The sequence below is a fragment of the Streptomyces pacificus genome, from assembly GCF_011766325.1.
Taxonomy (GTDB): Bacteria; Actinomycetota; Actinomycetes; order Streptomycetales; family Streptomycetaceae; genus Streptomyces; species Streptomyces pacificus.
This window is the reverse complement of record NZ_BLLG01000017.1, coordinates 28,108-53,953: the sequence shown is the minus strand read 5'-3', so window position 1 is coordinate 53,953 and position 25,846 is coordinate 28,108. Positions and strand designations below refer to the sequence as shown.

The following is a 25,846-nucleotide window of genomic DNA, read 5'->3' as shown; positions in this document are numbered from 1 at the left end:
CCCGACGAGTCCGATCCGGGGCCTTGCGCTGCACCGCATCGGACTCCGCTCCCTGACGGGCGGACCCTGCCTGACGCGGCACCAGCGGCCGGACGGCGCCCGAAGAGCCCGGCGCCCTCGGTCGGCGGGCCACCCCGCCCGGCGATGGGGCCCTCGCCGCGACCGGCGGGCCCCGGAAGCGGCCGGCCCCGTGTGGCGCCGGTGCGGGCCCGTCCCTCCCGCTACTGCGGGTCGGAGCCCGTCGCCACCGGCCGGGTGGGGTCGGAGGACCACTGCGACCAGGAACCGGCGTAGAGCGCCGCCGGGATTCCGGCGATCGCCAGGGCCAGGACCTCGTGGGCGCCGGAGACCCCGGAACCGCAGTAGACACCGACCTCGCGAGCGTCCTCGGCGCCCAGCCGCTTGAATCGGGCGGCCAGTTCCCCGCGGGACAGGAAGGTGGTGGCGCCCTCCGATACGTTCTCCGTGGTCGGAGCCGAGACCGCGCCGGGGATGTGCCCGCCGACGGGGTCGATCGGCTCGACGTCGCCCCGGTAGCGCTCGGCGGCCCGGGCGTCCAGCAGGAGCCCTGACCGGGCGAGGGCCGCGGCCCCGTCCGCGTCGAGCAGCGGCAGGCTCCCCGGCACGGGCGTGAAGTCTCCCGGCGCCGTGGGCGGGACGTCCGTACTCAACGGCCCGTTCCATGCCGCGAGACCCCCGTCCAGGACCCGGACGTCCGGATGCCCCGCCCACCGCAGCAGCCACCACGCCCGCGCCGCGGCCCAGCCCTGGCCGCCGTCGTACACCACGACCGGGGCACCGTCCGACACTCCCGCACGGCGCATCGCCACGCCGAACACGTCCATGTCCGGCAGCGGATGCCGGCCGCCCCGGCCGGGCGGTCCCGCCAGTTCGGAGTCGAGGTCGATGTACACGGCGCCGGGGATGTGCCCCGCGGCGTAGGCGGCCCGGCCGTCGAACGGCGCGGCGCCGGCCGGCCCTGCCGGGGTGAGCTGCCAGCGGACGTCGAGCAGCACCGGGGGCCGGGGGCCGGCCGACTCGCGGTGGAGCTCGGTAGCGGTGATGAGGGGGTTCATGAGGCCATCTTCGCGCAGTCGCACGGCGGACCGGCGGCAGCGACGACGGTGGCCGCACCGGTGATGCGTCGCGGATACGCACCCAAGGGCACGCCAGGGCTGATCCGCGGGACGCGGGACAGGAATGGACGGGGGGACGGGGGGACGGGCGGCGGGGGACGGGGATTCCGCATGGGGGATGGGGTATTGGGGGTACTGGGGGTACTGGGGGGCGAGGGACGCCGGGGGGGGTGTTCCAGGGGTGCGGGGCGCCGGAGCGGGCACCCTCCCCTGTGGGCATCCACCGGGCGGACGGCGGCGCGGCCGTGGCGCGCGGCGCGCGGCGTTCCCGGTGGTGCGAGCATCGGCACGGATGGGGGCCGTTCCCGCGCGGTGGCGGGCGGTCTCGCGGCACGGCCACGACGGCGATGGTCCGAGGAGAGGGCGACGATGACGACCGAGGCGACTCGGCGCAGACCCGGCACACCCTGCTGGGTGAGCCTCATGGTGCACGGACTCGATTCGGCGCAGGAGTTCTACCGGGAGCTGTTCGGCTGGGACTTCTTCCCCGGTCCGCGGTCTCTCGGCCCGTACGTCCGCGCACGGCTCGACGGCAAGGAGGTGGCGGGCATCGGGCGGCTCCCCCCGGACCGCCGTCTGCCGATCGCGTGGACGCCGTATCTGGCCTCGGACGACGTCGACGGGACCGCCGAGCGGATAAGGATGTGCGGCGGCACGATCGGCGTCGGGCCGCTCGGCACGGCGGACGCGGGCCGGCTTGTCGTGGCCGCCGACCCGGAGGGCGCCGTGTTCGGCGTCTGGCAGGCGGCCGGCCACACCGGGACCGCCCTCTTCGGCACCCACGGCACCCCCGTCTGGAACGAGCTGATGACCAGGGAGACTTCGGCGGTCGCCACGTTCTACCAGTCGGTCTTCGGTTACGACGTCAAGCCCGCGGTCGCGGCCGGCTCCGACTGCCTGACGCTGTACGGGGAGGGCCGCCCGGTGGCCTCGATCCACGGGGCCGGCCAGGCACTGCCGCGCGACCGGGGCCCGCACTGGATGACGTACTTCGAGGTGGCGGATCCCGACGGGACAGCGGCCGCGGTGGTGGCCCTCGGCGGCCGTGTGGTACGCGAACCGTGCGAGGGGGCCGGCGGTCGGAGGGCGACGGTGGCAGACCCCGAGGGGGCGGTCTTCACCGTGGTGCGGACGGCACCGGAGGGCTGACGGAGAGGGCTTCGGCGCCGCACTGTCCGTCGCCTTCCCCGGCGCCTCCGGCTCGGTCGCGGGTTCGGGCACGTGCCATCCGGGGCCCGTGGGCCGTACGGCGTTGAGCCGGGTCGCCCTCGCGGGGCGAGGCGGACGTCAGGAGCGTACTTCGAGCAGCGGGACGAGCTGCTCCACGGGGGTCATCGACCCGTGCATGCCGACCATGGCCGACTCGTTGGGCTCGTTGACCGAGGCGGTGATCACGACGTCGTCGTGGGCCGCCGCGACGACGTCCCCGATGCGCCGGTACACCCGCTCGTCGATCCGCGGGCCGAACCAGCCCGCCGCGACGGCCTCGTCCCGGCTCGCGATCCAGAACCGGTCGCCGAGCACCTCGCGCCAGACGGCGAGCACATCGGCCTCGGCACCGGGAACGGCGTAGACATGCCGGGCCCGGCCCTCGCCGCCGAGCAGGGCGACGCCCGCGCGCAGCTCCCAGTCCTCGTCGAAGTCGATCCGCGACTCCTCGTCGAACGGGATGTCGATCATGCCGTGATCGGCGGTGACGTAGAGCGCGGCGCGCGGCGGCAGTTGCTCGGCGAGACGCTGGACGAGCCGGTCGACGTACATCAGCTGGCCGCGCCAGGCGTCGGAGTCCATGCCGAAGCGGTGGCCCTTGCCGTCCAGTTCGCTGTAGTAGGTGTAGACCAGCGACCGGTCCCCCGCGGCGAGCTGCTCCGCGGCGCAGTCCATGCGCTCCTCCCCGGTGAGCCGGCCGTGGAACGTACCGCCGCTCAGCGCGATCGTGGTGAGCGGGGTGTCCTGGAACACGGGGGACGACACCTGGGCGGTGTGCACCCCCGACTCGTCGGCGAGCTGGAAGACCGTCGGGTACGGCTGCCAGACGCGCGGCGAGGTCCACGGCTTCCAGCGAAGCTGGTTCATCAACTCCCCGGTCTCCGGGTCGCGCACGGTGTAGCCGGGCAGGCCGTGTGCCCCGGGCGGCAGCCCGGTGCCGAAGGAGGCCAGCGACGTGGCCGTCGTGGCGGGGAATCCTGCGGTCAGCGGCCGGCCGGTGCCGCCCAGCGAGCCGGCGAGGAGCGAGCTGAGGTACGGCGCCTCTTCGGGGTGTGCCCTCAGCTGCTCCCAGCCGAGGCCGTCGATCAGGAAGACGCAGTTCCGGTCCGCGGGCGTCAGCTCCGGGATGCCGCGGTGCAGGCCCGGCACGCCCTGCCCGGCGGCGAGCGTCGGCAGCAGATCGGCGAGGGAGCCGGTGCCGTACGCGGGGACGGGTGCCGTGTCGAGGCCGAGCGGAACGACGTCCTCGGGCCAGTCGGGAAGGGCCATCAGCGGGTGGCGGCCGTGGCCTCGGACAGTGCCTGGGCGAAGGCGAGCGTCTGGCGTACCGCCTCCGGACCGTCACCGGCCTCGCTCACCCGGAGGCTGAGGTCGTCGGCCGTGGAACTGCCGGTGTAGCCGTGGTCGGCCTCGCAGTTGGTGTCGCCGCAGGCGGCGGGCTCCAGGTCGATCCGGGACACCGCGCCCCAGCCGATGGTGAGGACCACCTCGCGCGGCACGGTGCCCGGGGTGTACGACTCCGGGTTCCCGACGACGCGGCTCACCACGACGGACGAGATCCTCGGGAGCTTCACCGACTCGGTGGAGGTCGTCGCGTACGGCGTCGGCGAGCTGCTGTCGGCCGCCTGCTCGTCGGTGTGGCTGACGATGAACCGGGTGCCGGTCAGCACGAGGACGGTGACATGGCGGCGCACCTCGTTGGAGTCGAAGGTCGTCTCCTGGTGCACGAGGTACGACGAGATCGGCTCGCCGCCCACCGCCGCCTCCACCGCTTCGGCCACGAGAGCCGGGTAGTAGCCGCTGCGCTCGATCGCCGTGCGCAGCCCCTGGGTCGTCGTACCGGTCTTCGCCATGGGCTCCATCCTACGGGGCCCGGGGACCAGGCAGTGCGCTCACCGGCCTCCCGCCCCGGCTGCCCGCCGCAGGACCGGGTTCAGTAGCTCGGGAGGGTCCTGGGTCCCAGGTCGGTGCGGACCGGCGCCGGGGCGAGCCGTACCGAGGCCCCGAGCACGGAGAGGCCGTGCTGGGCGACCACGACCGGTTCGAGTCCGACGGCGACGACTTCCGGATGGTCGTCGACCAGGCGGGAGACGCGCAGCAGCAACTCCTCCAGCGCAGCGGTGTCGACGGGCGCGGAACCGCGCCAGCCGAAGAGGAGGGGGGCGGTCCTGACGGACCGGATGAGGCCGGCGGCGTCCCGGTCGGTGGCGGGGACGAGGCGGTGGGCCGTGTCGCCGAGCAGATCCGTGGCGGGGCCCGCGAGCCCGAAGGACAGCACGGCGCCCACGGCGGGATCGATCGCGGCCCGCACCACGGTGTCCACTCCTCTCGGCACCATCGACTGCACGACCGGCCGGAGCTCCTCGGGCTTTCCGAGGTCCCGTGTCATCTCCGCGTACGCCTGGCGCACCCTCCGCTCGTCGGCCAGGTCCAGCCGCACGCCGCCGAGGCCGGGGCGGTGGCGCAGATGGGGGGCGGTGGTCTTGAGGGCGACCGGGTAGCCCAGCCGGGCGGCGGCCCGGGCCGCGGTGTCCGCGTCGGGGGCGGGGAGCACGGGAAGGACGGCGATGCCGTAGCGCTCGAGCAGCCGCCGTGCCTCGTCGTCGGACAGGCCGACGCCGTGCGCGCCGGGGGCGGCGGGGACGGCAGGGACGGCGGGGACGGCAGGGACGGCAGGGGCGGCGGGGACGGCGGGGGCGGCAGGGGCGAGCAGACCCGCGATGATCTCGGCGGCACCGCGCTCGTCGATGTCGTCGTACTCCGGCACCCTGCCCGGCTCCGCCGCGTCCCCGCGCCACTGCCCGTACCGCACCGCCTCGGCCAGGGCGCGCACGGCGCGTTCGGCAGCGGGATACGCGGGGATGCGGCCGGCTCCTGCGCGGGACGCCACGGGCGCGTCCCGGCCGGCGGGTCCGTTCGCGAGCGCCACTGCGCCGGGCGGAGGCGGCGCGGTGGCGGGCACCGCGGTGGCACCGCGCACGCCGGGTCCGGCAGCCGGGGAGCCGGCCGCGGAACCGGCCCGGGAGGGTGCCCCGGGACCGGACGCGGAACCGGCCGGGGCCCCGCTCCCGGCGGCCGAGGCGGGACCGGACGCGCAGCCACCGGCGGCCCCGGCCGCGCCAGGAGGGCGAGGGCCGGACGCCGCGGTCTGGACGGCCGCCCGGGAACCGGCCGGTGGAGGCCCGACCTCCGGTGCCGTCGCGGCGCCCGCGGTGCCCGCACCCGGTTCCGGGGGGGCGCCCGTGGGCGCCGGGGCGGGGCCCGCCGGGGCTCCCCGGCCGCGGTGCGGGGAGGCCGGGGCCGAACTGCTGGCCACCGCGAGGGCGTCGGCGAGCCCGCCGAGTTCGACGTGCACGACGAGCACGGGCTTCGCCGGCCCGGCGGCGGTCGCGGCGAGGAGGGCGGCGGCGAGGACCTCGCCGTCGCCGGACTCGGTGGCGCCGTCCTCCCCCACCCACGGGATCGCGTTGACGACGACCGCGTCGCACGCGTCGTCCCGCAGCGCCCGGGCGAGTGCCTCGCGGAAGTCGTCCGGCCTGGCGGCCGTCGTCAGATCGCGCGGGGGCAGCGGGCGCAGCCCCTCTGTCAGACACGCGTCGTACGTCAGCAGGCCGAGGGACTCCGAGTTGCCCAGGATCGCCACCCGCGGCCCCGCGGGGAGCGGCTGGCTGGCCAGCAGCACCCCGACGTCGACGAGTTCGGTGACGGTGTCGACGCGGATCACGCCGGCCTGCCTCAGCAGCTCCGAGACCGTCGCGTACGGCACCCGCGTGGTCGGCACCGCGTGTCCCGGCGGAGCACTGCCGCTGTGCCGTGCGCTCCTCACCACGACGACCGGTTTGACCGCCGCCGTGCGCCGTGCGAGCCGGGTGAACTTCCTCGGGTTGCCGATCGATTCCAGGTAGAGCAGGACGACGTCGGTGTCCGGGTCGTCGTAGCAGTACTGGAGGAAGTCGTTGCCCGACACGTCCGCCCGGTTGCCCGCGGAGATGAACGAGGACAGCCCCGCGCCCCGGCGGTGCAGTCCGCTGAGCAGCGCTATGCCGATGGCGCCGGACTGGGTGAACAGCGCGGTGCGGCCGGGTGCGGGGGACTCCGGTGCCAGCGAGGCGTTGAGCCGCGCCCCGGCCGCGGTGTTGATGATCCCGAACGCGTTCGGGCCGATGATCCGCATCCCGTGCGCACGTGCCTGGCGCACGAGCCTGCGCTGGCGCTCCAGGCCCTCCGGGCCGCTCTCGGCGTACCCCGCGGTGATCACCACGAGTCCCTGCACGCCGTGCTCGCCGCAGTCCTCGACGACTTCGGGGACGCGTTCCGCGGGGACGGCGACGACGGCGAGGTCGACCGGCTCCCCGGTCGATGCGACGGCCTCCCCCACCGAGCGGTAGGCGGGCACCCCGTCGATCTCGTCCATGTCGAGGACGAGGGAGCGGTTCACCGCATAGGTCCGGCCCGGGTAGCCGGCGTCGAGGAGGTTGCGCAGCACCGCTCGCCCCACCCCACCGGGTACCCGCCCCGCGCCGACCACCGCCACCGAGCGGGGGACCAGCAGCCGCTGGACGGAACGGGCCTCGGCCCGCTGTTCCCTGGCACGCTGGACGGCGAGGGATCGGGCGGTCGGCTCGAGATCGAGGGTGAGGTGGACGGAGCCGTCCTCGAAGCTGCGCCGCTGGGTGTAGCCGGCGTCCGTGAACACCTTGATCATCTTGTTGTTGGCGGGCAGCACCTCCGCCGCGAACCTCCTGATCCCCCGCTCCCGCGCGACCGCGGCGATGTGTTCGAGCAGCGTGGAGGCGACACCCCGCCCCTGGTGGGCGTCCTGCACCAGGAAGGCCACCTCGGCCTCGTCGGCCGGGGCGGAGGCGGGCAGGCCCCGGGCGTCGATGCGGTCGTAGCGGACGGTCGCGATGAACTCGCCTCCGACGGTCACCGCGAGGCCCACCCGGTCGACGTAGTCGTGGTGCGTGAACCGGCGCACGTCCTTGGCGGAAAGCCGTGGGTGGGGCGCGAAGAACCGGTAGTACTTGGACTCGTCCGACACCTGCTCGTAGAAGCTGACGAGCCGCTCGGCGTCCTCGGTGGTGATGGGTCTGATGTGCGCGGTGCCACCGTCGCGCAGCACCACGTCGGCTTCCCAGTGGTCGGGGTACACGTGATCCGACGGGGTCTGCATGGGGCAAGGGTACGGGGCCCTGCCCGGGTCGCGTTCCCCGGAGTGCGGGGGCAGGCTGGGATGGCCGATCCGGGCCCCGCACCGGCAGGGGCCGGCGGCATTCCGCACCCCGGCGAGACCCCGGCCGGGCAGCCCCGGGACTCCCGACCGACGTGCCGGCGAACTTCCCGACCGACCACCCGACCGACCAGCCGGAAACTCCCCGACCGACCACCCGACCGACCAGCCGGGAACTCCCCGACTGACCACCCGACCGACCAGCCGGAAACTCCCCGCCGAGACCCGAAGGGCCCCACCATGGCTGAGCGCCGCGTCCACGTCGGCTGGGCCGACGGCCTGCACGCCCGCCCCGCGTCCCTCTTCGTCCGCGCCGCCACGGCTTCCGGCGTTCCGGTGACCATCGCCAAGGCGGGCGGCACCCCGGTCAGCGCCGCCTCGATGCTCGCGGTCCTCGGCCTCGGCGCCCGGGGCGGTGAGGAGATCGTGCTCGCGTCGGACGCGGAGGGCGCGGAGGCGGCACTGGAGCGTCTGGCGAAACTGGTCGCCGAGGGCCTCGAGGAGCTTCCCGAGACCGTCTGAGCACGGATAGCCCATAAGCGCGGGCCGCGGCGCCCCCATTCCCGAGAAAACATCCGGCACACTTTCCGGACCCCCGCCGCAGAGAGCATTTCCGGCAGCAGGAAACGGCCCGGGATTCCCTTTCCTTCTTTGTATACGCCGCGCGTGTTAAATACGGACGCCCGCCGTGTTTACGGAGTGTTGCGAGGTCCTCACGGCCGCCGGGATCCGAAGCCGGTGCGCGTCCGTCGTGCGCTCGGCGTGCAGGGCGGTGAGCCTGCGGGCGCGCTCCGCGTCCCCACGGGCCACCGCGTCCACGATCGCGCCGTACTCGGCCCAGGCCTCGAGGGGTCGGGCGGGCTGTTCGACCGCGTACATCCACGCGATCTTGTGCCGGAGCTGGGTCAGCAGCGCGGTCAGCCCCGGGCTCCCGCACGCCTGGGCCAGGGTCTCGTGGAACCAGGCGCCGAGCGGGCGCAGATCCTCGCCCTGGCCGCGCCGCGCCCGGTCACGGCCGAGCCGGACCAGTCCGCGCAGCACCTTGAGGTGCGCCTCGGTCCGCCGCTGAGCGGCCCGTGCCGCGCCGAGGGGCTCCAGCAGCATCCGGATCTCCAGCAGATCCGCGGCCTCCTGCTCGGTGGGCTCGGCCACGCACGCGCCGACATGGCGGCGGGTGACGACGAACCCCTCCGACTGCAGCGTGCGCAGCGCCTCCCGGACCGGGACGCGCGAGACGCCGTACCGGCGCGCCAGTTGCCCCTCGGTCAGCCGGCTGCCGCGCTCGAACAGACCGGAGACGATATCGCCGCGGATCGCCGTGCATACCGAGCGTGCGGGAACGCGCATACCGAACCTCCGCTTTAATCGCCGCGAAACCCCGTGGAGCGACGCCTGTTCCGGTGTTTCGGTGACTCTATGGCAGGTCGCCTGAATTTCCGAAGACCCCTCGTCATCCATGGATATCTTTTGGCCTGAACACACTCCGGCTCGGAGAGGAGCCTGGGCCGCGGGAGAACGAGGGTACGAGGGAGCGGTGCGCGCGTCAGACGGTCAGACGGTCAGACGCGGACGCCGTGCGAGCGGAGGTAGGCGATCGGGTCGATGTCCGAGCCGTAGTCCTGCCCGGTGCGGGCCTCGAAGTGGAGGTGGGGCCCGGTCGAGTTCCCGGTCGATCCGGCGAGGCCGATCTGCTGGCCCGGGGCGACCTGCTGGCCGGCCGAGACGCTGATCGAGGACAGATGCCCGTACTGGGTGTAGGTGCCGTCGTGCATGCGGATCACCACGTTGTTGCCGTAGGCGCCGGCCCAGCCGGCCTCCACGACGGTGCCCATGCCGACGGCGACGACCTTGCTTCCGGAGGCCGCGTGGAAGTCGACGCCGGTGTGGCTGCCGGAGGACCACAGTGCGCTTCCGGCGCGGTAGGCGGTGCTCACAGAGGAACCGGCGACCGGGAGCGTGTAGGTCGCCAGGCGCTTGCGCTCGGCCTCACGGGCAGCGCGCTCTGCGGCGTCACGAGCGGCCTTCACCCGCAGTTCGGCCTTGTGCTTTGCCTCGGCCTCGGCCTTCTCCTGCGCGGCGGCCAGAGTGGCTTCCTGCTGCTGGGCGTCCGCCTGGGCGCCGATCTGCTCGACGAGCGAGTCGGCGGCGACGACCTGCGTCAGTCCGGTGTCCTCGACGGGGGCGGGCCCCGCTGCCTCGGCGGCGAGGGCCGGGGAGGCGAGGGTGCCGATGACGCCGGTGGTGGCGACGGCCGCGGCGGAGGCGACGCCCGCGCTCTTGCGCGACAGGCGGCTCGGACCGCGGTGCTTCCCGGTGGCACGGGTGAACGCCATGAAGTGGCTGATCCTTTCCTTCCTTCTCGCCTACCGGGTTAGCTGACGGGTTCGGAGCAGGAAGGTCTCCTACGGGCCCCTCCGCGCGGACGCGAAGGCACCCGATTCACCCCGGGGGACATAGGGGTCCCCGGCTCCCCAGGCTCGCGCCGGACGGGGACTCGGCGATGGCTGCCCGATGCCGCGGGTGCGGCGAGTGCTGACGGCGGACAGCGCAGAAGACGCTAAGCCGATCTTCGTTCAATCGCCAAACAGACGCGGAAATGTGTAGTGCACGCCACAGGGCAGACCCGGACCCTTCTCACCGAACCGGACACGGGAAGGGGGTTTTCGGACGGGAGAGGGTCCCCCGGCGCGACACCGGGGCCCCCTCCCCCGTCCGAAAACCCGGGCGGTCAATCAGCCGGTGACAACGGTCACTTCGCCGATCCCCAGGGCCCTCACGGGCTCCTCGACCACGGACGCATCCCCGACGAGGACCGTCACGAGCCGGTCCACGGGGAAGGCGCTGACCACCGCGGCCGTCGCCTCCACCGTGCCGGTTCCGGCCAGCCGGGCGTACAACCGGGCCTGGTAGTCGTCCGGGAGGCCCTGCTCGACCTGGTCGGCCAGCGTGCCGGCCACGGAGACGGCCGTCTCGTACTTCAGCGGTGCCACACCGACGAGGTTCTGCACCGCGACATCGCGCTCCTCGTCCGTCAGGCCCTCGGCGGCGAGGGTGCGCAGCACAGTGAACAGGTCCGCGAGCGCGGGGCCGGTGTTCGGGGTGTCGACCGAACCGCTGATGGCGAGCATCGACGCCCCGGCGGCCCCACCCGGGGCCGCCGGGGCGTCGGAGCGCAGCACCTGCCCGAACGCCCGCACACCGTAGGTGTAGCCCTTCTCCTCCCGCAGGACCCGGTCCAGGCGGGAGGTGAGCGTGCCACCGAGGCAGTAGGTGCCCAGGACCTGGGCGGGCCAGACCCGGTCATGGCGGTCGGGGCCGATCCGGCCGATCAGCAGCTGGGTCTGCACGGCACCCGGGCGGTCCACGATGACGACACGGCCCGTGTCGTCGGCGGTGATCGGCGGCATCGGGCGGCTCTCGGCCGAGTCGCCCGTCCAGGCGCCGAGGGTCTCGGCGAGTACGGCGTCCAGATCCACGCCTTCCAGGTCGCCGACGACCACGGCCGTGGCTGCGGCGGGCCGGACGTGCGCCTCGTAGAAGGCCCGGACCGCCGACGAGTCGATGCGCTCGACGGTCTCCTCCGTGCCCTGCCGCGGACGGGACATCCGGGAGGACGCCGGGAAGAGCTGCCGGGAGAGCTCCTTGGCCGCCCGGCGGCCCGGGTTCGCCGTCTCGTGCGGGATCTCGTCGAGCCGGTTGCGGACGAGCCGCTCGACCTCGCCGTCGGCGAACAGCGGTGCGCGCAGCGCCTCGGCGAGCAGGCCGAGGGCCTTGGGCAGCCGGGAGACGGGTACCTCCAGGGAGAGCCGGACCCCCGGATGGTCGGCGTGCGAGTCGAACGTGGCGCCGCAGCGCTCCAGTTCGGCCGCGAACTCCTCTGCCGAGTGCTTGTCGGTGCCCTCGGACAGCGCCCGGGCCATGATCGTGGCGACGCCGTCGAGGCCCTCGGGCTCGGCGTCCAGCGGCGCGTCGAGGAAGATCTCCACGGCCACGACCCGCTGACCCGGCCGGTTGCAGCGCAGCACGGTCAGGCCGTTGCCCAGTGTGCCGCGCTCGGGGGCGGGAAACGCCCAGGGCCTGGCCTCGCCGGGCCGCGGCTGCGGATGGAGGTCCATGGTCACGGCAGCGTCGGTCACTGGTCCGTCCCCTCTGCGTCGTCGTTGTCCCCGGTGTGCGCGGCGCCACCGGCGTTGCCCCCGGCGTGGTCGGGGTCCCCGGAGTCACCGGATTCGCCGGAGTCGTCTGCGGGCGCGGCCGGCTCGTACACCAGCACCGCCCGGTTGTCCGGGCGCAGCCGCGCCGCGGCGACGGCCCGCACCTCCTCGGCCGTGACGTCGAGCACCCGTTGGACCGCGGTCAGCGCCAGCTGGGGGTCGCCGAAGAGCACGGTGTACCGGCACAGTTCGTCGGCCCGGCCGGCCACGGTGCCGAGGCGGTCCAGCCACTCCCGCTCGAGCTGGGCCTGGGCGCGCTCCAGTTCCTCCGGTGTGGGGCCCTCGGCGGCGAAACGGGCCAGCTCCTCGTCGACCGCGGCCTCGACCTCGGGGACCTCGACGCCCCCGGAGGTCTTCACGTCCAGCCAGCCCAGCGAAGGGGCGCCGGCGAGGCGGAGCAGGCCGAAGCCGGCGGCGACGGCCGTGCGGTCGCGCCGGACCAGCCGGTTGTACAGCCGGGAGGACTCGCCACCGCCGAGGACGGTCAGCGCCAGGTCGGCGGCGTCGGCGGCGCGGGTGCCGTCGTGCGGGAGGCGGTACGCGGCCATCAGGGCCCGGGCCGGAACCTCCTCCTCCAGCACCTCGCGCAGCTGCCCGCCGATGATCTCCGGGAGCGAGCCGTCGCGCGGCGGCTGCTTGCCGTCGTGCATCGGGATGGACCCGAAGTACTTCTCGATCCAGGCGAGCGTCTGCTCCGGGTCGATGTCGCCGACGACGGACAGCACGGCGTTGTTGGGCGCGTAGTAGGTGCGGAAGAAGTTCCGGGCGTCCTCGAGCGTCGCCGCGTCCAGGTCGGCCATCGAGCCGATCGGGGTATGGTGGTAGGGGTGGCCCTCGGGGTAGGTCAGCGCGGTCAGCTTCTCGAAGGCGGTGCCGTACGGCACGTTGTCGTAGCGCTGGCGGCGCTCGTTTTTCACGACGTCCCGCTGGTTCTCCATGGACTCGTCGTCGAGGGCGGCCAGCAGGGAGCCCATGCGGTCGGCCTCCAGCCAGAGCGCGAGCTCCAGCTGGTGGGCGGGCATGGTCTCGAAGTAGTTGGTGCGCTCGAAGCTGGTGGTGCCGTTGAGCGAGCCGCCCGCCCCCTGCACCAGCTCGAAGTGGCCGTTGCCGGGCACCTGGGCGGAGCCCTGGAACATGAGGTGCTCGAACAGGTGGGCCAGGCCGGTGCGGCCCTCGACCTCGTGGCGGGAGCCGACGTCGTACCAGAGGCAGACCGCGGCGACCGGGGTGAGGTGGTCCTCGGAGAGCACCACGCGCAGGCCGTTGGCAAGGCGGTGCTCGGTCGCTGTCAGGCCTCCGGAGCCGGCCCGGGCTGTGGCCGTGTGACCCATGGGCATGTGGTCCCTTCGATCGCGTTGCAGGATGTCCTGCCACTGTATGCACACCACGCAGGTAACCGGCGAAGTTCCCGGGGCTTCCACCCCCTCGTCCCGGGTCGCGGTCCGCGTTGTCGGCGCGACGGTCCACAATGGTCGGCGTCAGATCCCGTTCATGGTTCATGTTGGTGAAGGAGCCGCAGCAGCGATGGCCCGCCGCAGCACGAAGACGCCGCCGCCCGACGACTTCGAGGAGAGGATCCTCGACATCGACGTCGTCGACGAGATGCAGGGCTCCTTTCTCGAGTACGCGTACTCGGTGATCTACTCCCGCGCCCTGCCCGACGCCCGGGACGGCATGAAGCCGGTGCACCGCCGGATCGTGTACCAGATGAACGAGATGGGGCTGCGTCCCGACCGGGGCTATGTGAAGTGCGCCCGGGTCGTCGGCGAGGTGATGGGAAAGCTCCACCCGCACGGCGACGCGTCGATCTACGACGCGCTGGTGCGCATGGCCCAGCCCTTCTCGATGCGGCTGCCGCTGGTCGACGGCCACGGGAACTTCGGCTCCCTGGGCAACGACGACCCTCCGGCGGCGATGCGTTACACCGAGTGCCGGATGGCCGACGCGACCAGCCTGATGACCGAGTCCATCGACGAGGACACGGTCGACTTCGCACCCAACTACGACGGTCAGGAGCGGGAACCGCTGGCCCTGCCGGCGGCGTACCCGAACCTGCTGGTGAACGGCGCGTCGGGGATCGCGGTCGGCATGGCGACCAACATGCCGCCGCACAACCTCGGCGAGGTGATCGCCGCCGCCCGCCATCTGATCAGGTACCCGGGCGCGGACCTGGAGACGCTGATGCGCCATGTGCCGGGCCCCGACCTGCCCACCGGCGGGCGCATCGTCGGCCTGTCCGGGATCAAGGACGCGTACGAGACCGGCCGCGGCACGTTCAAGATCCGCGCCACGGTGTCGGTGGAGCCGGTGACGGCGCGCCGCAAGGGCCTCGTCGTCACCGAACTGCCGTTCAGCGTCGGCCCGGAAAAGGTGATCTCCAAGATCAAGGACCTGGTCGGCCAGAAGAAGCTGCAGGGCATCGCCGACGTCAAGGACCTCACGGACCGGGAGCACGGGCTGCGCCTGGTCATCGAGGTCAAGAACGGTTTCATCCCCGAGGCGGTCCTGGAGCAGCTGTACAAGCTGACGCCGATGGAGGAGTCCTTCGGCATCAACAACGTGGCGCTGGTCGACGGGCAGCCGCTGACGCTGGGGCTCAAGGAGTTGCTCGAGGTCTATCTCGACCACCGCTTCGACGTGGTGCGCCGCCGCAGCGAGTTCCGCCGCGGGAAGCGGAAGGACCGGCTCCACCTGGTCGAGGGCCTGCTGGTCGCGCTGGTCGACATCGACGAGGTCATCCGGCTGATCCGTGCCAGCGAGAACGCGGCGCAGGCCAAGGAGCGGCTGATGGAGCGCTTCTCCCTCAGCGACGTCCAGACGCAGTACATCCTGGACACCCCCCTGCGCCGGCTCACCAGGTTCGACCGGATCGAGCTGGAGGCCGAACGCGACAGGCTCACGGACGAGATCGCCGCACTGACCGGGATCCTGGAGTCGGACAGCGAGCTGCGCAAGCTCGTCTCGGCCGAACTGGCCTCGGTCGCCAAGAAGTTCGGGACCCCCCGGCGCACCGTTCTGCTGGAGTCCACCGGTACCCCGGTCCCGGCCTCCGCGCTGCAGGTCGCGGACGATCCATGCCGGGTACTGCTGTCCTCCACGGGGCTGCTCGCCCGCACGGTCACCGCCGAGCCGCCGCCCCGCGCGGGCAAGCGCGCCAAGCACGATGTGGTCCTTTCCTCGGTGGCGGCCACCGCCCGCGGCGAGGTGGGCGTGGTGACCTCGGCGGGCCGGCTGCTCCGGCTGTCGGTGATCGACCTCCCGCAGCTCCCCGAGTCGGCGCAGGCGCCGAACCTCTCGGGCGGCGCGCAGATCTCGGAGTTCCTGTCGCTGGAGGCGGACGAGACGGTCGTCTGCCTGACGAGTCTGGCGGAGTCCTCGGCAGGGCTTGCGCTGGGCACGCTCCAGGGCGTGGTCAAGCGGGTGGTAGCGGACTACCCGGCCAACAAGGACGAACTCGAGGTCATCGCGCTCAGAGAGGGCGACCGAATCGTCGGCGGCAGCGAACTGCGCACGGGCGAGGAGGACCTGGTCTTCATCACCTCCGACGCGCAACTGCTGCGCTTCCAGGCCGCGCAGGTGCGGCCGCAGGGCAGGCCGGCGGGCGGCATGGCAGGTGTCAAGCTCACCGAGGGGGCCGAAGTGGTCTCGTTCACCGCGGTCGACCCGGCCGCGGACGCCGTGGTCTTCACCGTCGCGGGGGCGGCCGGGACACTGGACGACTCGGTGACGACGGCGAAACTGACACCGTTCGACCAGTACCCGCGCAAGGGCCGGGCCACCGGCGGCGTCCGCTGCCAGCGGTTCCTGAAGGGCGAGGACCGGCTGGTCTTCGCCTGGGCGGGGGTGAGCGCGGCGCGCGCGGCCCAGAAGAACGGCTCCCCGGCCGAGCTTCCCGAGACCGACCCGCGCCGGGACGGCTCGGGCACGCCCCTGGCCAAGCCGGTCGCGGCCCTGGCGGGTCCGGTGTCATAGCGCTCGACACGCCGGGGCCCAGCACCTACCCGGTCGCTCGACGGGCCGCTGCCGGTGAGGGGCCGCCGCCTCTGCGCATGCAGCCGGGCCCTCCCCGCCGCGCCGCCTCCTCGCGGTGGCCCACGGAGGGAGGCCCCGGGAGGCCGGGGGAGGCGGTCCGCTGGGATGCGGATCGGGCGGCGAAGGCCGTGCCGGGGCGTCCTTCGGGCGGAGGGCCCGCCGGGAGCGGGGCGGGGTGGCGGTCGGGCCGGGGTCAGCCCCGGGCAACGTCTCCGGCGGCGTCGCACGCCACTTCCCCGCAGGCTTCCGGCCGCTCGGGCACATAGCGCAGCACGCCCCACATGCTGTGCTCCTCCGGGCGGTCGCCGGGGCCGGTGACCCTGGCCGCGCCGAGCCGGGCGAGCAGCGCCCCGATGTCGGTGCCCGAACCGATGAGCACGAGCCGGGTGCGCTTCCCGGTGCCGCCGTCGGGCCAGGGCTCCGGGTGGAACCGGAGAAAGCGGCCGACCGCGTGGACCTCGTAGCGGTTGACCGGATCGGCTTCGCCGAAGTCCACGAACCCCTTGATCCGGTACAGCCCTTCGGGCCGCGCGTCGAGGAAGTCCAGCAGCCTGCGCGGGTGCAGCGGCTCGGCGGCCTCGAAGGACACGGTCTCGTAGGCCGCGTGCAGATGGTCGTGGTGGCGGCCACCGCAGTCCTCGCCGTGGTCGCTCTCGTGGTCGCTCTCGTGGCCGTGGCCGTGGCCGTGGTCGTGGCCGTGGTCGTGGAGGTCGTCGAAGGAGAGCTGGCCCACCCGCTCCCCGGGAGGGCGGCAGTCGAAGAGCAGCTCCGGGTCGACACGCCCGTACCTCGCCTCGATCACCGCGGCCCCGTCGGCGAGCCGGGTGATCCGCTCCACCAGGCGCTGCCGCGTCTCGGCGCCGATCCGGTCCGTCTTGTTGACCACGACCAGATCGGCGATGCCCAGATGCCGTTCGATCTCGGGGTGCCGCTGCCGGGTCGCCTCGAACTCGGCGGCGTCGACGACCTCGACCAGGCCGCCGTACACGATCCGCCGGTTCTCGCTGGCGAGAACCATCCGGACCAGCTCCTGGGGTTCGGCGAGACCGCTCGCCTCGATGACGATCACATCGAGGCGGGCGGATGGCCGGGTGAGCTTGTCCAGGAAGACGTCCAGTTCGCTGGAGTCGACGGCACAGCAGAGGCAGCCGTTACCCAGGGACACCGTGGAATCGCCGAGCTGCCCGGCCACGGTCATGGCATCGATCTCGATCGCCCCGAAGTCGTTCACGATCGCGCCGATCCGAGTCCCGCGGCCGGCTTTCAGCAGATGGTTGAGCAGGGTGGTCTTGCCCGATCCCAGAAAGCCCGCGAGGACGATGACGGGGATCTGCGGACTGCTCACGGCGGGACCTCCTGGGCTGCTCGCGCTTCGGCCCCCAGGATATGGGCAGGGCCGGGACGGCGGTTCCGGGGACGGCGGTTCCGGGAACGGCGGGGCGGTGCAGCCCGGGTGCGCTAAGCGGCACGGGGGTGGGCTGGGCGCGGAGTTCACCGCCGTCCGAACCCGAGGCGCCGGCCCGCCCCGAGGCCGGCCGGGAACTCACGGCGACGGAAGAGAGGGGCTGACGGACGGGCCCGAGGTACCGACCGGGTTCCTCGTACGCGGCGACGGCCTCCGCCCGCCGCGGCCGACGGGAGCGGTGACCGGTGGCGGGTCCCGGCCCGGACCGCGCCCACCCGGGTGCACCGGGGAGCTCCGGGTTCGAGGAGCCCTACCCGGTTCAGACCGCACCCGCCCCCGTCAGCGCCCGCACCTCCGTCTCCGCGTGCTTGGCCTCGTGCGGTTCCTCGGCGGACGTCGCGGTGCCGAGCCAGCCGGCGAGGAAGCCGAGCGGGATGGAGACGAGGCCGGGGTTCTGCAGCGGGAAGTACTGGAAGTCCAGGTGGGGGAACAGCGCCTCGGGGCTGCCCGACACCACGGGTGAGAGGAGCACGAGCAGCACCGCGGGAACGAGGCCGCCGTACACCGACCACACCGCGCCCCGGGTGGTGAAGTCGCGCCAGAACAGCGAGTAGAGCAGCACCGGGAGGTTCGCCGAAGCGGCCACGGCGAAGGCGAGGCCGACCAGGAACGCCACGTTGAGGTCGCGGGCGAGCAGGCCGAGCGCGATGGCGGCGGCGCCGATGACCGCGGCGGCGACACGGGCCACCGTGACCTCGCTGAGCCCTCCGCCGGGCCGCCGCCTCAGCGACGCGTAGAGGTCGTGGGCGACCGACGCCGACGATGCCAGGGTGACGCCGGCGACGACGGCGAGGATCGTCGCGAACGCGACCGCCGCGACGACGGCGAACAGCACCGTGCCTCCGGTGGAGCCCGCCCCACCGCCGAGATCGAGGGCGAGCAGCGGGACCGCCGTGTTTCCCGCGGCGTTCGACGAGCGCACCGTGCCGGTGCCGAGGATGGCGGCGGCGCCGAACCCGAGCACGATCGTCATCAGGTAGAAACTGCCGATGAGCCCGATGGACCAGACGACCGAGCGGCGGGCCGCCCGGGCCGTGGGCACGGTGTAGAAGCGGGACAGGATGTGCGGCAGACCGGCGGTCCCGAGTACCAGGGCGAGGCCGAGGCTGATGAAGTCCAGACGCGCGGTCCAGTCCGTGCCGTACCGCAGTCCCGGCGACAGGAAGTCCCTGCCGTGCCCGCTCTGCGCGGCGGCGGAGTCGAGCATCGCGTTGACGTCGCCGTGGAAGCGGGCCAGGACGAGCACGGTGAGCGCGGTGGCACCGGCCATCAGCAGCACGGCCTTGACGATCTGGATCCAGGTGGTGGCCCTCATCCCTCCCATCGAGACGTAGACCACCATCAGCGCCCCGACGCCGACGACGGTCCACGAGCGCGCGGCATCGCTCGTCCCGCCGAGGAGCAGGGCGACCAGGCTGCCGGCGCCCACCATCTGCGCGACCAGGTAGAGGACGGAGACGGCGACCGAGGAGGTTCCCGAGGCGATGCGGACGGGACGCTCGCACATCCGGCTGGCGACGACGTCGGCCAGCGTGAAGCGGCCGCAGTTGCGGACCAGTTCGGCCACCAGGAACAGCACGACCAGCCAGGCGACGAGGAAGCCCACGGAATAGAGCATTCCGTCGTAGCCGTAGAGGGCGATCAGCCCGGAGATACCGAGGAACGAGGCCGCCGACATGTAGTCGCCCGCGATCGCGAAGCCGTTCTCCATCGGGGAGAACAGCCGCCCGCCTGCGTAGAACTCCTCGGCCGAGCCGCGCCGGTTGCGGCTGACCCAGGTGGTGATGGCCAGGGTCACCGCGATGAACGCGCTGAACAGCACGAGGGCCAGTGTCTGGTGGTCGCCCGTCACTTCCCGTCCTCCCCCGCGCCGGCGTGCCCGGGCGCCGGGAGGCCGGTGGGACTCCCCCACCAGCCGTCCTCACCGGGTACCGACTCCGTGTCCCGGGTGCGGTCGAAGACCGCCCAGCGGAGATCGAGTGCGGCACGGTCCCTGCGCAACCGGGCGTGCCGGGCGTAGGCCCAGGTCAGCAGGAAGGTGCTGAGGAACTGGCCGAGCCCCGCCACCATCGCCACGTTGACGGCGCCGATCACCTGGCGGGCCATCAGCGCGGGTGCCGCGGTGGCCGTGATCACATAGGCCACATACCAGATGAAGAAGGCGGTGGTCGCCGGCACCACGAACCGCCGATAGCGGCTGCGGACCTCCTGGAAGGCCGCGCTGCGGTGAACTTCCAGGTAGATCTCGCCCGTCCGGTGCCCCGGCCCGCCGACCGCCGTGGCCGGGGCCGCCGGGGCACCCGGGGGAACAGGATCGTCCGCACCACCCGGCTCGCCCCAGCCGGCGGCCAGCGCGTCGTACCACGGGTCCTCGATGTGCACCGCGGCGTCGTCCCGGTCCTGCTGCTTCTCCACGCTCAGTTCTCCTTGTCAGCGAACCGTTGCGGCCGCGTGCCCAAGGATGGACAGAACGGGGGGATTCCGGACTCCTCTCTGCAGCTCTTCACCCCATCAGGTGACGGAGGTTGGCAGTGCGCGCGCATAGCGCAGGAACTGCAGGTCCTGCGCCCGGGGCCGGAGAACGCCCGGGTCCGTCCCCGGGGTCAGGCGTCGATGCGCGAACGGTCCAGGGTCGCCGCGGAGCTGGTGATGAACTCCTTGCGCGGTGCGACCTCGTTCCCCATCAGCAGGTCGAAGACCCGCTCCGCCCCCTCCAGATCCCCGATGTTGATCCGGCGCAGTGTGCGGTGGCGCGGGTCCATCGTGGTCTCCGCGAGCTGATCGGCGTCCATCTCGCCGAGGCCCTTGTAGCGCTGGATCGAGTCCTTGAAGCGAATGCCCTTGCGCTGGAACTCCAGCAGGGTCGAGCGGAGTTCGTTGTCCGAGTAGGTGTAGACGTACCGGTCCTGGCCCTTCCTGGGCTGGATCAGCTCGATCCGGTGCAGCGGCGGCACCGCGGCGAAGACGCGGCCGGCCTCGACCATCGGCCGCATATAGCGCTGGAAGAGCGTGAGCAGCAGGCAGCGGATGTGCGCGCCGTCGACATCGGCGTCCACCAGCAGGACGATCTTGCCGTAGCGGGCGGCGTCGATGTCGAAGGTGCGTCCCGAGCCGGCTCCTATGACCTGGATGATCGAACCGCACTCGGCGTTCTTGAGCATGTCGGAGACCGACGACTTCTGCACGTTGAGGATCTTGCCGCGGATCGGCAGCAGCGCCTGGAACTCCGAGTTGCGGGCGAGCTTGGCCGTGCCGAGCGCGGAGTCGCCCTCGACGATGAAGAGTTCGCTGCGCTCGACGTCGTCGCTGCGGCAGTCGGCGAGCTTGGCCGGCAGCGACGACGACTCCAGGGCCGTCTTACGCCGCTGCGCCTCCTTGTGCTGGCGGGCGGCGATGCGCGTGCGCGCGGCGGCGACGGCCTTCTCCAGGACGGCCCGTGCCTGCGCCTTGGCGTCGCGCTTGGTCGAGGTGAGGAACGCCTTGAGCTCCCTGGCGACCACGTTGGCGACGATGCGGTTGGCCGCGGAGGTGCCCAGGACCTCCTTGGTCTGCCCCTCGAACTGGGGCTCGGCGAGCCGCACGGTCACCACGGCGGTCAGCCCCTCGAGGGCGTCGTCCTTGACGACGTCGTCCTCGGCGACGCGGAGCAGTTTGGTGGAGCGGAGCGCCTCGTTGACCGTCTTGGTGACGGAGCGCTCGAAGCCGGTGACATGGGTACCGCCCTTGGGAGTGGCGATGATGTTCACGAACGACCTGACCGTCGTGTCGTAACCGGTGCCCCAGCGCAGCGCGATGTCGACGCCGAGTTCCCGGGTGACCTCGGTGGGCGTCATATGGCCGCGGTCATCGAGGACGGGGACGGTCTCCTTGAACGTACCGTGGCCGCTCAGCCGCAGGACGTCGCAGACCGCCCTGTCCTGGGCGAGGAACTCGCAGAACTCGCTGATCCCGCCGTCGAAACGGAAGATCTCCTGCGACTTTCCCTCGCCCTCGAGATCGCGCTCGTCGCGCACCACGATCGTGAGGCCGGGCACGAGGAACGCCGTCTGGCGGGCGCGCTGGTGGAGCGTCTCCAGCTGGAGCCGGGCGTCCTTGAGGAAGATCTGGCGGTCCGCCCAGTAGCGGACCCGGGTGCCCGTCCGGTTCCTGGGCACCCGCTTGCCCTTGATCAGTCCGTTCGCCGGATCGAACGGCGCGTCCGGCCCGGACTCGGTGAAGATGCCGGGAACACCCCTGCGGAAGCTGATCGAATGGGTCGCGGCGCCGCGGTCGACCTCGACGTCGAGACGGGCCGAGAGCGCGTTGACGACGGAAGCGCCCACACCGTGCAGACCGCCGGAGGCCGCGTACGAGCCGCCGCCGAACTTTCCGCCGGCGTGCAGCTTGGTCATGACGACCTCGACGCCGGACAGCCCGGTCTTGGGCTCCACGTCGACCGGGATACCGCGGCCGTTGTCGCGGACCTCGACCGAGCCGTCGTCGTGGAGGACGACCTCGATGTGGTCGCAGTGGCCGCCGAGGGCCTCGTCCACCGAGTTGTCGATGATCTCCCACAGGCAGTGCATCAGGCCCCGGCTGTCCGTCGAGCCGATGTACATGCCCGGCCGCTTGCGGACGGCCTCGAGCCCCTCGAGGACGAGCAGGTGCCGCGCGGTGTAGTTGGAACCGTCACGGTCTGCGGTCAGCAGCGCACTGGACGGCACGGACGTTTCGGCGGTCACGCGGTTCGCTCCTCGCTGAATTCGGATGGTGGCCGTGTGGGGGAGACGGCCGGCGTCGGTCGACCGTCAGAGGGTACCGAGGCCTGGTAGAGCCGATGTCACGCCACCCTCATGATTCAACATGCTAGTCCAGAGTCGCATGCGCGTTCGATACCTCGATGGAGTGACATGCACATCACGTTCCCTTCCAGGCATGAACCATTTAGGCTCCGGGCACGTCCTCATGAACAACCGGCAACCCCGCCGGGAGGACCCAAGGCCCAGAGAAGCCAAGCGAAACCGTAGAGCCAAGCAATACGGCACATTCGCCGCCAACCGGCAGCAGACAGCCATCGTGACCGAGAAGTCTCAGGGAAAAGGCAGGAGCGGGAACGTTTTCGGCCTGGTTGGATGTTGACCCTGGTACGACAGCTCGTCGAGCTAGAGAAGAGGCGACGTGACTACTGTTCTGACCCCCGCGAGCCCGCTGACGGCCGCTGACCGCTGCGACCGCTGCGGCGCCCAGGCGTACCTGCGCGTCGTCCTGACAAGCGGCGGTGAGCTGCTCTTCTGTGCCCACCACGGGCGCAAGTTCGAGCCGGAACTCAAGAAGATCGCCGCTGAGATACAGGATGAGACGGACCGCCTGACGGCTGTACCGGCCAGCGCCGGAGACGACGAGCGCTGACGGCGCTGGCGTCTCTCATCCCACGACGAGCCAGAGGCCGGTCCAGGACCGGCCGACGGGCGGCCGCCCCCGGTAGGGGGGCAGCCGCCCGTTCTGCTCGCCCCGCCACGCGGCGACACGGCGCGCCCCCGCGGTGATCCCCCTGCGGACCCCGGGCCCGGCCGACGGGGCCGCGGCCCGCAACCGTCCGGGCCGGGGGCACCGGGCACCGCCGACCGGCGCGGGGATCAGTGCCGATCGGCCACGGTGGGCAGCACCTCGCCGACCCGGGTGTAGACGCCCGGAGCGTCCGCCCGCCCGCAGCCGCTGCCCCAGGAGACGATCCCGATCAGCCGGCCCCGCGCCACCAGCGGGCCACCGCTGTCGCCCTGGCAGGCATCGTGACCGCCCCTGGCGTCTCCGGCGCACATCATGGTCGCCGGCAGGTAGCGACCCCCCAGCACGCTTCCGGGATAGGCTCGCGCGCACACCGAGTCCGGCTGCACCTGCACCGGGGCGGCATGCAGCGTACCGGAGTACGTCCCGAACCCCGTCGTGTCCCCCCAGCCGTAGACCGTCGCCGGGGTGCCCGGCCGGTAGGCCTCGTCGCCCCGGCGGGCCGTAGCGACGGCATGGTGCGCGGGCAGGGCGGCCCCCAGGGTGAGCACGGCCAGATCCGCTGAGCCGGTCACGGGGTCGTAACCGGGCGCAAGCCGGACCTCCCGCACCGGGATCTCGTGGCCGTCGGATTTGCTCAGATCCTCACGCCCCGCGATCACCCGGAGGTCCCGCACCTCGCCCACCGGCTTCCCCAGCACCTCGCGGCTGAGGCAGTGGGCCGCGGTGAGCACCTGGGTGGGCGCGACCACCGCACCACCGCAGAACTGACCGGCCCTGATACCCCCGAACCGGTCACGGCTGGACAGCGCGACGACCCAGGGGATCTCCGAGGAGCGCACCGCCGCGCCTCCGATGATCACGCTGTCGGCCGCCGCCGGAGCCTGGGCGGCAAGTGGCGTCAGGGCCGCGGCAGAGGCCAGGGCCACGGCCGCCGGCAGGCATCGGATGATGGGACGTCGCATGCGCTCTCCTGACTCTCCGGACCTCTCCGTGCACTCAGCGTCAGACAGCGGAGCTCCGTCTGCACCCGCGCGGGAGGGGTGCGCCTGCGGCTTCCGGCGGACCGGCTCCGAGGGGCCCGACGCCGGCAACGGCCGGCGCGGCGACGAGAGGACGGCCCCCGGGGCGGCCTGACCACAGGCCGTCCGGGGTCTGTCCGGGCCCGGACAGACCCCGGGCCCGGCGCACCCCGTGGTTCCGGGGGTGCGCCGGGCCCACTGCCGGACGGCCCGTGCTTCGGCGCCGCTCGGCCGGTCCACGGCCGGTCCGGCCGGTCCCGCCAGTCCAGCTAGTCCAGGTAGTCGCGCAGCACCTGGGACCGGGACGGGTGGCGCAGCTTGGACATCGTCTTGGACTCGATCTGACGGATGCGCTCGCGGGTCACGCCGTAGACCTTGCCGATCTCGTCGAGCGTCTTCGGCTGGCCGTCGGTGAGGCCGAATCGCATGGAGACCACGCCCGCCTCACGCTCCGAGAGCGTGTCGAGCACCGAGTGCAGCTGCTCCTGGAGGAGGGTGAAACTCACGGCGTCGGCCGGGACGACGGCCTCGGAGTCCTCGATCAGGTCACCGAACTCGCTGTCGCCGTCCTCGCCCAGCGGGGTGTGCAGCGAGATCGGCTCACGGCCGTACTTCTGGACCTCGATGACCTTCTCCGGGGTCATGTCGAGTTCCTTGGCCAGCTCCTCCGGGGTGGGCTCGCGGCCCAGGTCCTGGAGCATCTGGCGCTGAACGCGCGCGAGCTTGTTGATGACCTCGACCATGTGCACCGGGATGCGGATCGTACGGGCCTGGTCGGCCATGGCGCGGGTGATCGCCTGACGGATCCACCAGGTGGCGTACGTGGAGAACTTGTAGCCCTTGGTGTAGTCGAACTTCTCCACGGCACGGATCAGACCGAGATTGCCCTCCTGGATCAGGTCCAGGAAGAGCATGCCGCGGCCGGTGTAGCGCTTGGCCAGCGACACGACCAGTCGGAGGTTGGCCTCCAGCAGGTGGTTCTTGGCGCGGCGGCCGTCCTCGGCGATGATCTCCAGCTCACGCTTGAGCTTCGGGGCGAGCTTGTCGGAGTTGGCGAGCTTGTCCTCGGCGAAGAGGCCGGCCTCGATGCGCTTGGCCAGCTCGACCTCCTGCTCGGCGTTGAGCAGGGGGACCTTGCCGATCTGCTTCAGGTAGTCCTTCACCGGGTCGGCGGTCGCCCCGGCCGCCGCCACCTGCTGCGCGGGAGCGTCGTCCTCGTCCTCGTCGGACAGCACAAAGCCGGCGTTCTCGGCCCCCTCCGGCTCGTCGCCGCCGGCCTTGCCGGTCTGCGGCTCCTCGAGCGCCTCCTCGCCCTCGAGCAGTTCCTCCGCGTCCTTCTTGGCCGCCGTCGCCTTCTTGGCCGCGGTCTTCTTCGCTGCCGTCTTCTTGGCGGGCGTCGCCTTCTTGGCCGCGGTCTTCTTCGCTGCGGTCTTCCTGGCGGGTGCGGAGGTCTCCCCGGCGGCCGCGGGGGCCTCGTCGCCGGTGGTGGCCGCCGCGGCGGAGGCGGCGGTCTTGGCCGCTGCCGTCCTGGTCGCGACGGTCTTGGTGGCGGTGCGCTTCGCCGGGCTCTTCGCTGCGACGCTCTTGCGGGTGCGCTTGGGCGACTCCGCGGCACTGACCATCAGCGTCACACCCTCTTCCTCGAGGATCTGGTTGAGGCTGCGCAGAACATTCTTCCACTGGGTTGGCGGAATCTGGTCGGCCTCGAAGGCCCGACGCACGTCATCGCCGGCGATCTGCCCATCAGCCTTTCCCCGCTCGATGAGCGCCATCACAGACTCGGACTCGGCGATCTCCGGCGGGAGCGTACGGGATGTGCTGGCCGACACGAACAACCTCTCGGAACGATGGAAACGGCTTCCGGCCCCGCCCGTGATCGGGCCGGAGCCGACGACCGCCGGTTGGGGATGTACCGACGGCGCGGGGTGAACCTCGGAGAGTGAACAGCGCCGCGATCGGCGCCCGTATTCCCTCCTCGGCTGTCACCTCTTAGGTCATCGCGCTGCCTCGAGGAGTGTTACGCCCATGACGCGTGGCCCGAGTCACACCCCATA

General features: G+C 72.5%; 18 protein-coding genes and 1 riboswitch. Of the genes, 4 read left to right on the top strand and 14 right to left on the bottom strand.

Features of this window, described 5'->3' with window-relative positions; genetic code table 11:
• Positions 1-221 precede the first annotated feature (221 nt).
• Positions 222-1,076, bottom strand: coding sequence for a sulfurtransferase (locus tag SCWH03_RS22530; protein WP_173266123.1), 855 nt, complete (start codon positions 1,074-1,076; stop codon positions 222-224).
• A 429-nt stretch (positions 1,077-1,505) separates the two neighbouring features.
• Between SCWH03_RS22530 and SCWH03_RS22525 the strand changes: the two genes are divergently transcribed.
• Positions 1,506-2,285 carry a VOC family protein gene (locus tag SCWH03_RS22525; RefSeq protein ID WP_173266122.1) on the top strand — a complete coding sequence of 260 codons (780 nt, stop codon included), beginning with the start codon at positions 1,506-1,508 and terminating at the stop codon, positions 2,283-2,285.
• A gap of 138 nt (positions 2,286-2,423) precedes the next feature.
• On the opposite strand, the gene SCWH03_RS22520 is transcribed toward SCWH03_RS22525, so the two are convergent.
• From SCWH03_RS22520 to SCWH03_RS22510, 3 genes are all read right to left on the bottom strand, one after another.
• Positions 2,424-3,614 (bottom strand): alkaline phosphatase family protein, encoded by a 1,191-nt coding sequence (locus SCWH03_RS22520; RefSeq protein ID WP_173266121.1) that lies wholly within the window; start codon positions 3,612-3,614, stop codon positions 2,424-2,426.
• Positions 3,614-4,198 (bottom strand): DUF5998 family protein, encoded by a 585-nt coding sequence (locus SCWH03_RS22515; RefSeq protein WP_173266120.1) that lies wholly within the window; start codon positions 4,196-4,198, stop codon positions 3,614-3,616. The genes SCWH03_RS22520 and SCWH03_RS22515 overlap by 1 nt, the downstream gene beginning before the upstream one ends.
• A gap of 80 nt (positions 4,199-4,278) precedes the next feature.
• On the bottom strand, positions 4,279-7,518 hold the full coding sequence (locus SCWH03_RS22510) for a bifunctional acetate--CoA ligase family protein/GNAT family N-acetyltransferase (RefSeq protein ID WP_173266119.1): 3,240 nt from the start codon (positions 7,516-7,518) through the stop codon (positions 4,279-4,281).
• A 297-nt stretch (positions 7,519-7,815) separates the two neighbouring features.
• Here SCWH03_RS22510 and SCWH03_RS22505 point away from each other — a divergent pair, with 297 nt between their 5' ends.
• Positions 7,816-8,097 carry an HPr family phosphocarrier protein gene (locus SCWH03_RS22505; RefSeq protein WP_173266118.1) on the top strand — a complete coding sequence of 94 codons (282 nt, stop codon included), beginning with the start codon at positions 7,816-7,818 and terminating at the stop codon, positions 8,095-8,097.
• A gap of 147 nt (positions 8,098-8,244) precedes the next feature.
• Here SCWH03_RS22505 and SCWH03_RS22500 read toward each other — a convergent pair whose 3' ends face one another.
• The 4 genes from SCWH03_RS22500 to SCWH03_RS22485 all read right to left on the bottom strand — a co-directional run bounded on the left by SCWH03_RS22500 (position 8,245) and on the right by SCWH03_RS22485 (position 13,120).
• Positions 8,245-8,922 (bottom strand): GntR family transcriptional regulator, encoded by a 678-nt coding sequence (locus SCWH03_RS22500; RefSeq protein ID WP_173266117.1) that lies wholly within the window; start codon positions 8,920-8,922, stop codon positions 8,245-8,247.
• 212 nt (positions 8,923-9,134) lie between these two features.
• A complete protein-coding gene (locus tag SCWH03_RS22495; RefSeq protein ID WP_173266116.1) occupies positions 9,135-9,908 on the bottom strand; it encodes a M23 family metallopeptidase in 774 nt (257 codons plus the stop codon).
• A gap of 13 nt (positions 9,909-9,921) precedes the next feature.
• Positions 9,922-10,085, bottom strand: a riboswitch (cyclic di-AMP (ydaO/yuaA leader).
• Between the two features lie 222 nt (positions 10,086-10,307).
• The gene (locus tag SCWH03_RS22490) at positions 10,308-11,711 is read right to left on the bottom strand and encodes a M16 family metallopeptidase (protein ID WP_173266115.1); all 1,404 of its coding nucleotides are present in this window, start codon (positions 11,709-11,711) and stop codon (positions 10,308-10,310) included.
• Positions 11,708-13,120, bottom strand: a complete 1,413-nt coding sequence (locus tag SCWH03_RS22485) for a M16 family metallopeptidase (protein ID WP_173266172.1) — start codon at positions 13,118-13,120, stop codon at positions 11,708-11,710. Before SCWH03_RS22485 ends, SCWH03_RS22490 begins: the two co-directional genes overlap by 4 nt.
• A gap of 193 nt (positions 13,121-13,313) precedes the next feature.
• Between SCWH03_RS22485 and SCWH03_RS22480 the strand changes: the two genes are divergently transcribed.
• Positions 13,314-15,761 (top strand): DNA gyrase/topoisomerase IV subunit A, encoded by a 2,448-nt coding sequence (locus tag SCWH03_RS22480; protein ID WP_173266114.1) that lies wholly within the window; start codon positions 13,314-13,316, stop codon positions 15,759-15,761.
• 253 nt (positions 15,762-16,014) lie between these two features.
• Here the strand turns inward: SCWH03_RS22480 and SCWH03_RS22475 are convergent, their stop codons facing one another.
• The 4 genes from SCWH03_RS22475 to SCWH03_RS22460 all read right to left on the bottom strand — a co-directional run bounded on the left by SCWH03_RS22475 (position 16,015) and on the right by SCWH03_RS22460 (position 22,007).
• Positions 16,015-17,166: a CobW family GTP-binding protein gene (locus tag SCWH03_RS22475; RefSeq protein ID WP_173266113.1), complete on the bottom strand. Its 1,152-nt coding sequence runs from the start codon at positions 17,164-17,166 to the stop codon at positions 16,015-16,017.
• A gap of 379 nt (positions 17,167-17,545) precedes the next feature.
• Entirely contained in the window at positions 17,546-19,138 is a 1,593-nt protein-coding gene (locus SCWH03_RS22470) for a monocarboxylic acid transporter (protein WP_173266112.1), read from the bottom strand.
• Positions 19,135-19,701 carry a DUF485 domain-containing protein gene (locus SCWH03_RS22465; RefSeq protein ID WP_254076952.1) on the bottom strand — a complete coding sequence of 189 codons (567 nt, stop codon included), beginning with the start codon at positions 19,699-19,701 and terminating at the stop codon, positions 19,135-19,137. Before SCWH03_RS22465 ends, SCWH03_RS22470 begins: the two co-directional genes overlap by 4 nt.
• A gap of 188 nt (positions 19,702-19,889) precedes the next feature.
• Entirely contained in the window at positions 19,890-22,007 is a 2,118-nt protein-coding gene (locus SCWH03_RS22460; protein WP_173266111.1) for a DNA gyrase/topoisomerase IV subunit B, read from the bottom strand.
• Between the two features lie 436 nt (positions 22,008-22,443).
• Between SCWH03_RS22460 and SCWH03_RS22455 the strand changes: the two genes are divergently transcribed.
• Positions 22,444-22,674, top strand: coding sequence for a DUF7455 domain-containing protein (locus SCWH03_RS22455; protein WP_017949380.1), 231 nt, complete (start codon positions 22,444-22,446; stop codon positions 22,672-22,674).
• A 227-nt stretch (positions 22,675-22,901) separates the two neighbouring features.
• On the opposite strand, the gene SCWH03_RS22450 is transcribed toward SCWH03_RS22455, so the two are convergent.
• Both SCWH03_RS22450 and SCWH03_RS22445 read right to left on the bottom strand, forming a co-directional pair.
• Positions 22,902-23,735, bottom strand: coding sequence for a S1 family serine peptidase (locus tag SCWH03_RS22450; protein ID WP_173266110.1), 834 nt, complete (start codon positions 23,733-23,735; stop codon positions 22,902-22,904).
• A gap of 326 nt (positions 23,736-24,061) precedes the next feature.
• A complete protein-coding gene (locus SCWH03_RS22445) occupies positions 24,062-25,621 on the bottom strand; it encodes an RNA polymerase sigma factor (RefSeq protein ID WP_173266109.1) in 1,560 nt (519 codons plus the stop codon).
• Positions 25,622-25,846: the final 225 nt, after the last annotated feature.